The sequence below is a fragment of the Micromonospora foliorum genome, from assembly GCF_022229015.1.
GTDB classification, from domain to species: domain Bacteria; phylum Actinomycetota; class Actinomycetes; order Mycobacteriales; family Micromonosporaceae; genus Micromonospora; species Micromonospora foliorum.
In genome coordinates, this window is the sequence record NZ_JAKKFF010000332.1 from 1 (window position 1) to 6,529 (window position 6,529).

Annotated in this window: 6 protein-coding genes; 5 read left to right on the forward strand and 1 reads right to left on the reverse strand. The window is 73.7% G+C overall.

Features of this window, described 5'->3' with window-relative positions; all coding sequences use genetic code 11:
• The coding region (locus tag PSH25_RS23115) for an FUSC family protein (RefSeq protein ID WP_238661065.1) at positions 1 to 1,408 on the forward strand (1,408 nt) is incomplete at its 5' end.
• Between the two features lie 110 nt (positions 1,409 to 1,518).
• Complete coding sequence (locus tag PSH25_RS23120) at positions 1,519 to 2,556, forward strand: aminotransferase class V-fold PLP-dependent enzyme (protein WP_238661066.1); 1,038 nt, start codon at positions 1,519 to 1,521, stop codon at positions 2,554 to 2,556.
• A gap of 63 nt (positions 2,557 to 2,619) precedes the next feature.
• Here the strand turns inward: PSH25_RS23120 and PSH25_RS23125 are convergent, their stop codons facing one another.
• Entirely contained in the window at positions 2,620 to 3,792 is a 1,173-nt protein-coding gene (locus PSH25_RS23125) for an acyl-CoA dehydrogenase family protein (RefSeq protein ID WP_196922268.1), read from the reverse strand.
• A gap of 186 nt (positions 3,793 to 3,978) precedes the next feature.
• Between PSH25_RS23125 and PSH25_RS23130 the strand changes: the two genes are divergently transcribed.
• From PSH25_RS23130 to PSH25_RS23140, 3 genes are all read left to right on the forward strand, one after another.
• Positions 3,979 to 4,635 carry a TetR/AcrR family transcriptional regulator C-terminal domain-containing protein gene (locus tag PSH25_RS23130; protein ID WP_238661067.1) on the forward strand — a complete coding sequence of 219 codons (657 nt, stop codon included), beginning with the start codon at positions 3,979 to 3,981 and terminating at the stop codon, positions 4,633 to 4,635.
• Positions 4,636 to 4,702: 67 nt separating this feature from the next.
• Positions 4,703 to 6,157, forward strand: coding sequence for an aldehyde dehydrogenase family protein (locus PSH25_RS23135; protein ID WP_238661068.1), 1,455 nt, complete (start codon positions 4,703 to 4,705; stop codon positions 6,155 to 6,157).
• On the forward strand, positions 6,154 to 6,529 hold a 376-nt coding region (locus tag PSH25_RS23140), incomplete at its 3' end, for an alcohol dehydrogenase catalytic domain-containing protein (RefSeq protein ID WP_238661069.1). The genes PSH25_RS23135 and PSH25_RS23140, both read left to right, overlap by 4 nt.

Consider the following 6,529-nt stretch of genomic DNA (forward strand, 5'->3'; position numbering starts at 1 on the left):
CCCGCCGGAGCCGATCCCGGACCTGGCGGCGGCGCGTCTGCTGCGCTCGTGCGCGGACACGACCCGCGCCGCCGGTCGGAGCCTGTCGCCGGGTGCCCCGGCGGTGGCCCCCGCCGACGTGGACGTGGCGGTCGGACGAGCCGAGGCGGCGTACCCGGTGGGAGAGGGCCAGGTCCGCGACGCGCCGGACGTACCCCGGTTGTGCCGGGACGCGACCGCGCTGGCCCTCGCGGACCAGGTCCGGGTCTTTGTCGTCGGTTCCCGGGTGGCCACCGGGGTACGGCTCGACGGCGGCGACGCCTCCTCGGGGCTGTTCGAGTACACCCGGCGCAGCCCGTGGACGCTGTACTGGTGGCAGTTCCGCTCCCACCTGGCGCCGCGCTCGGCCCACCTGCACAGCTCCCTGCGGCTGGCCGTGGCGCTCGCCATCGCCCGGGTGGCCGCCGGGGTGTTGCAGCTGACCCACGGCTTCTGGGTGCTGCTGGCCACCCTCACGGTCCTGCGTACCTCGGCCGCCGACACCCGCACCGCGCTGCGGCCGGCCGTGCTGGGCACGATCGTCGGCGCGGTCGTCAGCGGCGGGGTGATGCTCGTCGTCAACGAGCCGATCGTGTACGCCATCGTCCTGCCGATCACCCTGCTGCTGGCCTTCGGCGTTGGTCGCCTGCTCGGTCCGGTGTGGCAGCAGGCGCTGTTCACCCTGCTGCTGACGGTCGTCTTCGCCCAGCTCAGCCCGGAAGGGTGGCGGCTCGCCGAGGTCCGCCTCGTCGACGTGCTGCTCGGCGCGGTGATCGGCGTGCTCGCCGGGGTGGCGATGTGGCCGCGCGGCGCGGGCCACGACCTGCGGCACAACGCCACCCGCTACCTGGCGGCCAGCGCGGACGCGGTCGAACAGACGGTCCAGTCGGTGCTCGGCGACGCGCCGCCACCCGAAGACGCCCTCCGCCGGGTTCGTCGTCGGATGGTCCTGATCGACTCGTCGTACTGCCAGTACCACTCCGAGCGGCACGATCCACACCGTCAGCAGGCGAACTGGGACGCCATCCTGAGCGCCGGTCACCACGTCGTGCCCGGCGCGGAGTCGCTGCTGCGCCGCAACCCGCCCGGCTGCCTCGCCGGCTGGCCCGAGGCGGCGGCGCTGCTGCGCGAGTCCGCCGGGCGCCTGCGATCGGCGTACGACGCCCTCGCCGACGAGATCGCGCACGGCCGGACACCGGACCGGGCGCCCGTCTCGACCACCTGCGTCGACCAGCTGGACCGGATCCGTCCGCTCCTCGGCGAGGCCGACCTCCAGTCGGTCCGGCACCTGGTGGAGGTCGACCGGTGGCTCGCCGGCCTCGCCGACATACTCACCCGGATCCACCCGCCGCCGGCTGAGGAAGCGATCGGGCGCGGCCGGAAGCCGTGACGCAGGTGCCGCCCGCCTCCGCGCCCGGCGGGGTGCGCTACGGATCTGACAGTCCGCCGGTCGCCGATTGGCCGTGCCGGTCGCGCGCCGCTCGGCCTAGCGTCGACGGCATGGAGATCGAGCAGGCGCAGAAGCTGTGGCAACCGGAGCCGGGCTGGTTGAACACCGCCAGCTACGGGTTGCCGCCGGAACCGGCGTGGGCGGCGTTGCAGGAGGCCCTCGCGGCCTGGCGGGTCGGTCGTACGTCGTGGGAGGGCTGGGGCGAGTCGACGCACCGGGCTCGCGTCGCCTTCGCCGGCCTCGTCGGGGTGCCGGTCGGTGACGTGGCGGTCGGCGCGACCGTGTCCCAGCTCCTCGGGCCGGTCGCGGCGGCGCTGCCGGCCGGTGCCACGGTGCTGGTCCCCGAGGTCGAGTTCACCTCGAATCTCTTCCCCTGGCTGGTGCAGGAGGAGCGCGGCGTCAGGGTCCGCACGGTGCCGCTGGAGTCGCTCGTCGACGCCATCGACGCCGATACCGATCTGGTCGCGTTCAGCCTGGTGCAGTCGGCCAACGGGGCGGTGGCCCCGTACGACGAGATCGTGGCCGCGGCCCGTGCGCACGACGCGCTGGTGGCGGTGGACGCCACCCAGGCGTGCGGCTGGCTGCCGTTCGACGGCGGCCGGGCCGACGTGGTGGCGGTGGGCGGCTACAAGTGGTTGATGAACCCGCGCGGGACCGCGTACGCCTATCTGGCCCCCGAGTTGCGGGAGCGGCTGCGCCCCGACGCGGCCGGCTGGTACGCGGGCCGCGACCCGCACGCCTCCTACTACGGTCCGCCGCTGCGGCTGGCCGACGACGCCCGCCGGTTCGACATCTCGCCGGCCTGGTTCAGCTGGGTCGGTGCGGTGCCCGCCCTGGAGGTGGTCGCCGAGATCGGCGTGTCGGCGATCGGGGCGCACAACGTGGCGCTGGCCAACCGGTTCCTGACCGGGCTGGGCCGGCCACCGGGGGAGAGCGCCATCGTCAGCGTGGACGTGCCCGACGCCGAGCAGCGCCTCGCCGCGGCCGGCATCCGGGCGGCGGTACGCGCCGGGCGGGTCCGGGCCTCGTTCCACATCTACTCCACGGAGGCCGATGTGGACGCCGCGCTGACGGCGTTGACGGGCTGAACCCGACGCCGAGGACGGCCGGGCGCGCGGCGGGCCGTCCTCGGCGGCATCAAACACCCGGTCTCAGGCCAGGTGGCCACCGATCTTCGTGTAGCCGCGCAGCAGGTCCCGCGAGATGATCAGCCGCTGCATCTCGTCGGTGCCCTCGAAGATCCGGTAGAGCCGGACCTGCCGGTACCAGCGTTCGATCGGCAGCTCTCGGGTGTAGCCCATGCCGCCGTGGATCTGGAGCACCCGGTCGACCACCCGGTTGACCATGCCGGCGCCGTAGAGCTTGCCCATCGACGAGGCGTGCCGGGGGTCCAGGCCCGCGTCGACAGTCCACGCCGAGCGCAGCACCAGCCAGCGGGCCGCCTCCAGCTCCGTCTCCGAGTCGGCGATCATCCACTGGATGGCCTGGTTGGTGCCGATCTTCGCGCCGAAGGTCTCCCGGGTGTTGGCGTACTCGATGGCCATCTGCAACACCCGCTCGGCGATGCCGATGGCGTGCGACGGGATGGTGTAGCGCCCCTTGCCGATCCACTCCATGCCGAGCGTGAAGCCCTGGCCGATCTCGCCGAGGATGTTGCGGTGCGGCACGCGTACGCCGTCGAAGATGAGCGACGCGGGCCCACCCTCGCCCATCGTCTGGATGAACTCCGAGCGCCAGCCCATCGACCGGTCCACCAGGAACGCGGTGGCTCCGCCGTTGCGGGCGCCCTTCTCCCGGTCGGTCACCGCGACCACGATGGCGAAGTCGGCGTCGTGACCGCCGGTGATGAAGGTCTTCTCACCGTCGAGGATCCAGTCGTCGCCGTCGCGGCGGGCGGACAGCCGGATGTTGGCCGCGTCGGACCCGGCGCCCGGTTCGGTGATCGCGAAGCAGGAACGTCGCTCGCCCTCGATGGTCGGGATGAGGAACTCCCGCTTCTGCTCCTCGGTGGCGTGGAAGAGGATGTTGTCCGCCTCGCCGCCGAAGCGGAACGGCACGAACGTGCGGCCCAGCTCGGTCCAGATCAACGACTGGAGTACGGCTGGCAGGTTCATCCCGCCGTACTCCTCCGGGGTGGCCAGGCCCCAGAAGCCGAACTTGCGTGCCTTGAGTTGCAGTTCGCGCACCTCGGAGTGGTCGAGGCCCGGCTGGTGCGCCCGTTCCCGGCGAAGCACCTCCGCCTCCAGGGGCATCACCTCGCGGGTGATGAACGCGCGCACGGTGTCTCGGACGGCGCGTTCCTCGTCGGACAGTGCGAAGTCCACGGTTCCCCCTCGGTCGGCGTGGCGGTGCGCCGCTGCGGGCCGCAGCGGTCATCCCCTAAACTAGCGGTGTAAGTTTTCATTCGTCCAGACCCCTCGTGGTGACGCCTGCGCGCAGGCGGTCCCGGATAGGGTGCGTGAACAGGTGGTTCCCACGGGGAGGGACACCGCAGACCGAGGAGCTCTGACGTGCCCCGACCTCGACGACCTCTGCTCACCCGCGACCGGATCGTCGAGACGGCGCTCGCGTTGATCGACGCCGACGGGCTCGGCGCGCTCTCCACCCGCCGACTCGCCGCCGCGCTCGGCGTGCAGGGTCCCTCGCTCTACAACCACTTCGCCACCAAGGACGACATCCTCGACGCGGTCGCCGACACGGTCACCGGCGCCGTCGACACCAGTGGCTTCGCCAGCCGGGACTGGACCGCCGCGCTGCGGGACTGGGCCTGGTCGTACCGGCGGGCGCTCACCGCCCACCCGAACATCGTGCCGTACCTGGCGCAGGGGCCGGGTCGTCGACCGGCCGCCCTCGCCATGGCCGACGCGGTCTACGGCGGGCTGGTCCGGGCCGGTTGGCCGCCGGCCCGCGCCACCCACATCGGCGCGGCGCTGCGCTACTTCGTGGCCGGGTCGGCGCTCGGCTCGTTCGCCCGCGGTTTCGTCGAGGACCCGGAGCTGTACGCGGCGCACTACCCGCACCTGCGCCAGGCGCACCGGCTCGCCGAGCACCAGCAGAGCGTGGACGAGGGCGCCTTCGCCCTCGGCCTGGACGCCCTGCTGCACGGTCTGGCCGCCGAGTACACCCGCACCGTCGGCACGGTGGAGTCCGCCCGGCCCAAGGGGTAGCGTCCAAACTCCCAGCGCTAGTTTCATCGCCCGTCGCGACCCCCATCGCCCACCCCGAAGGGACGACATGGACCTCGCCGCCCCGCCGTCGCAGTTGCCCGACTCGCTGCGTCTCCGGCGCCACCTGCACATCGGTGGGGAGTGGACGTCTCCCGCCGACGCCGATCCGATCGACGTGGAGAACCCGAGCAGCGGGGAGCTGGTCGGGCAGGTTCCGGCCGGCACCCCGGCCGACGTGGATCGCGCCGTGGCCGCTGCCCGCGCCGCCTTCCCCGGCTGGTCGGCCGCCACTCCCGCCGAGCGCTCCACCCACCTCGACCGGCTGCACGCGGCGCTCACCGCCCGCGCCGACGACCTCGCCCGCACCATCGCCGTCGAGCTGGGCTCGCCGCTCAAGCTCGCCACCCGGGTGCAGGTAGGGCTCCCACTGACCGTGCTGCGCGACCACGTCGCGCTCGCCGCCCGCGCGCCGGTCGAGGAGAGCATCGGCAACTCCCTCGTCGTCCGCGAGCCGATCGGCGTGGTCGGCGCGATCACCCCGTGGAACTACCCGCTGCACCAGGTGATGGCGAAACTCGCACCCGCCCTGGCCGCCGGCTGCACGGTGGTGCTCAAGCCCAGCGAGTTGACCCCGTTGACCGCGTACCTGCTCTTCGACGCGGTCACCGAAGCCGGCCTGCCGCCGGGGGTGCTCAACCTGGTCCCCGGCACCGGGCCGGTGGTCGGTGAGGCGCTCGCCGGGCACCCCGACGTCGACCTGGTCTCGTTCACCGGCTCCACCGCCACCGGCGCGCGGATCATGCGGCTCGCCGCCGACCGGATCGCCCGGGTCGCGCTGGAGCTGGGCGGCAAGTCCGCCAACGTGATCCTTCCCGACGCCGACCTGGCCACCGCCGTCAAGGTGGGCGTCGGCAACGCCCTGCTCAACTCCGGGCAGACCTGCACCGCCTGGACCCGGATGCTGGTGCACCGCGACCGGTACGACGAAGCCCTCCACCTGATCGCCACGGCGGTCGCCGGCTACCGCCTCGGCGACCCGTTCGACCCGGCGACCCGGCTCGGCCCGCTGGTCTCCGCCGCCCAGGCCGAGCGGGTACGCGGCCACATCGACCGGGCCCTCGCCGACGGCGCCCGGCTGGTCACCGGCGGGCCCGACGCCCCCGTACCGGCCCGGGGGCACTTCGTCGCCCCGACCGTCTTCGCCGACGTGCACCCCGACAGTGCGCTCGCCCAGGAGGAGGTCTTCGGCCCGGTGCTCGCCGTCATCCCGTTCGACGACACCGACGAGGCGGTCGCCATCGCCAACAACTCGAAGTACGGGCTGGCCGGCGCGGTCTGGTCCGCCGACACCGACGCGGCGCTCGCGGTGGCCCGGCGGCTGCGCACCGGCGCCGTCGACATCAACGGTGCCCCGTTCAATCCGCTCGCCCCTTTCGGCGGCTACAAGCAGTCCGGCCTGGGCCGGGAGCTGGGCGTGCACGGGCTGGCCGAGTTCTGCGAGCTGAAGGCGATCCAGCGATGAGCCACCCCGAGCTGCCCCCGGCTGCGCCAGCAGGCGGCACCGAGCTGTCCGCGGCCCCGTCGGGCGGCGGCACCGAGCCGGCGGCCGCGCCGGTCACCGTTCGCGCGCTCGTCGCGCGCGGGTCCGGCGCCGAGCTGCGGGTCGAGCGGGTACGCCTACCCGCGCCCGGCCCCGGGGAGGTACGGGTGACGCTCAGGGCGGCCGGTGGCTGCGACTCCGACCTGTCCATGGTCAACGGCACCCTCGCGGAGAGGTTCCCACTGGTGCTAGGGCACGAGGCGACCGGCTGGGTGGGCGCATTCGGGCCGGGCAGCCAGCTGACGCGCGGTACCCCGCTCCTGCGACACTTGGCTGCGGGCGGCCGGGCACGCG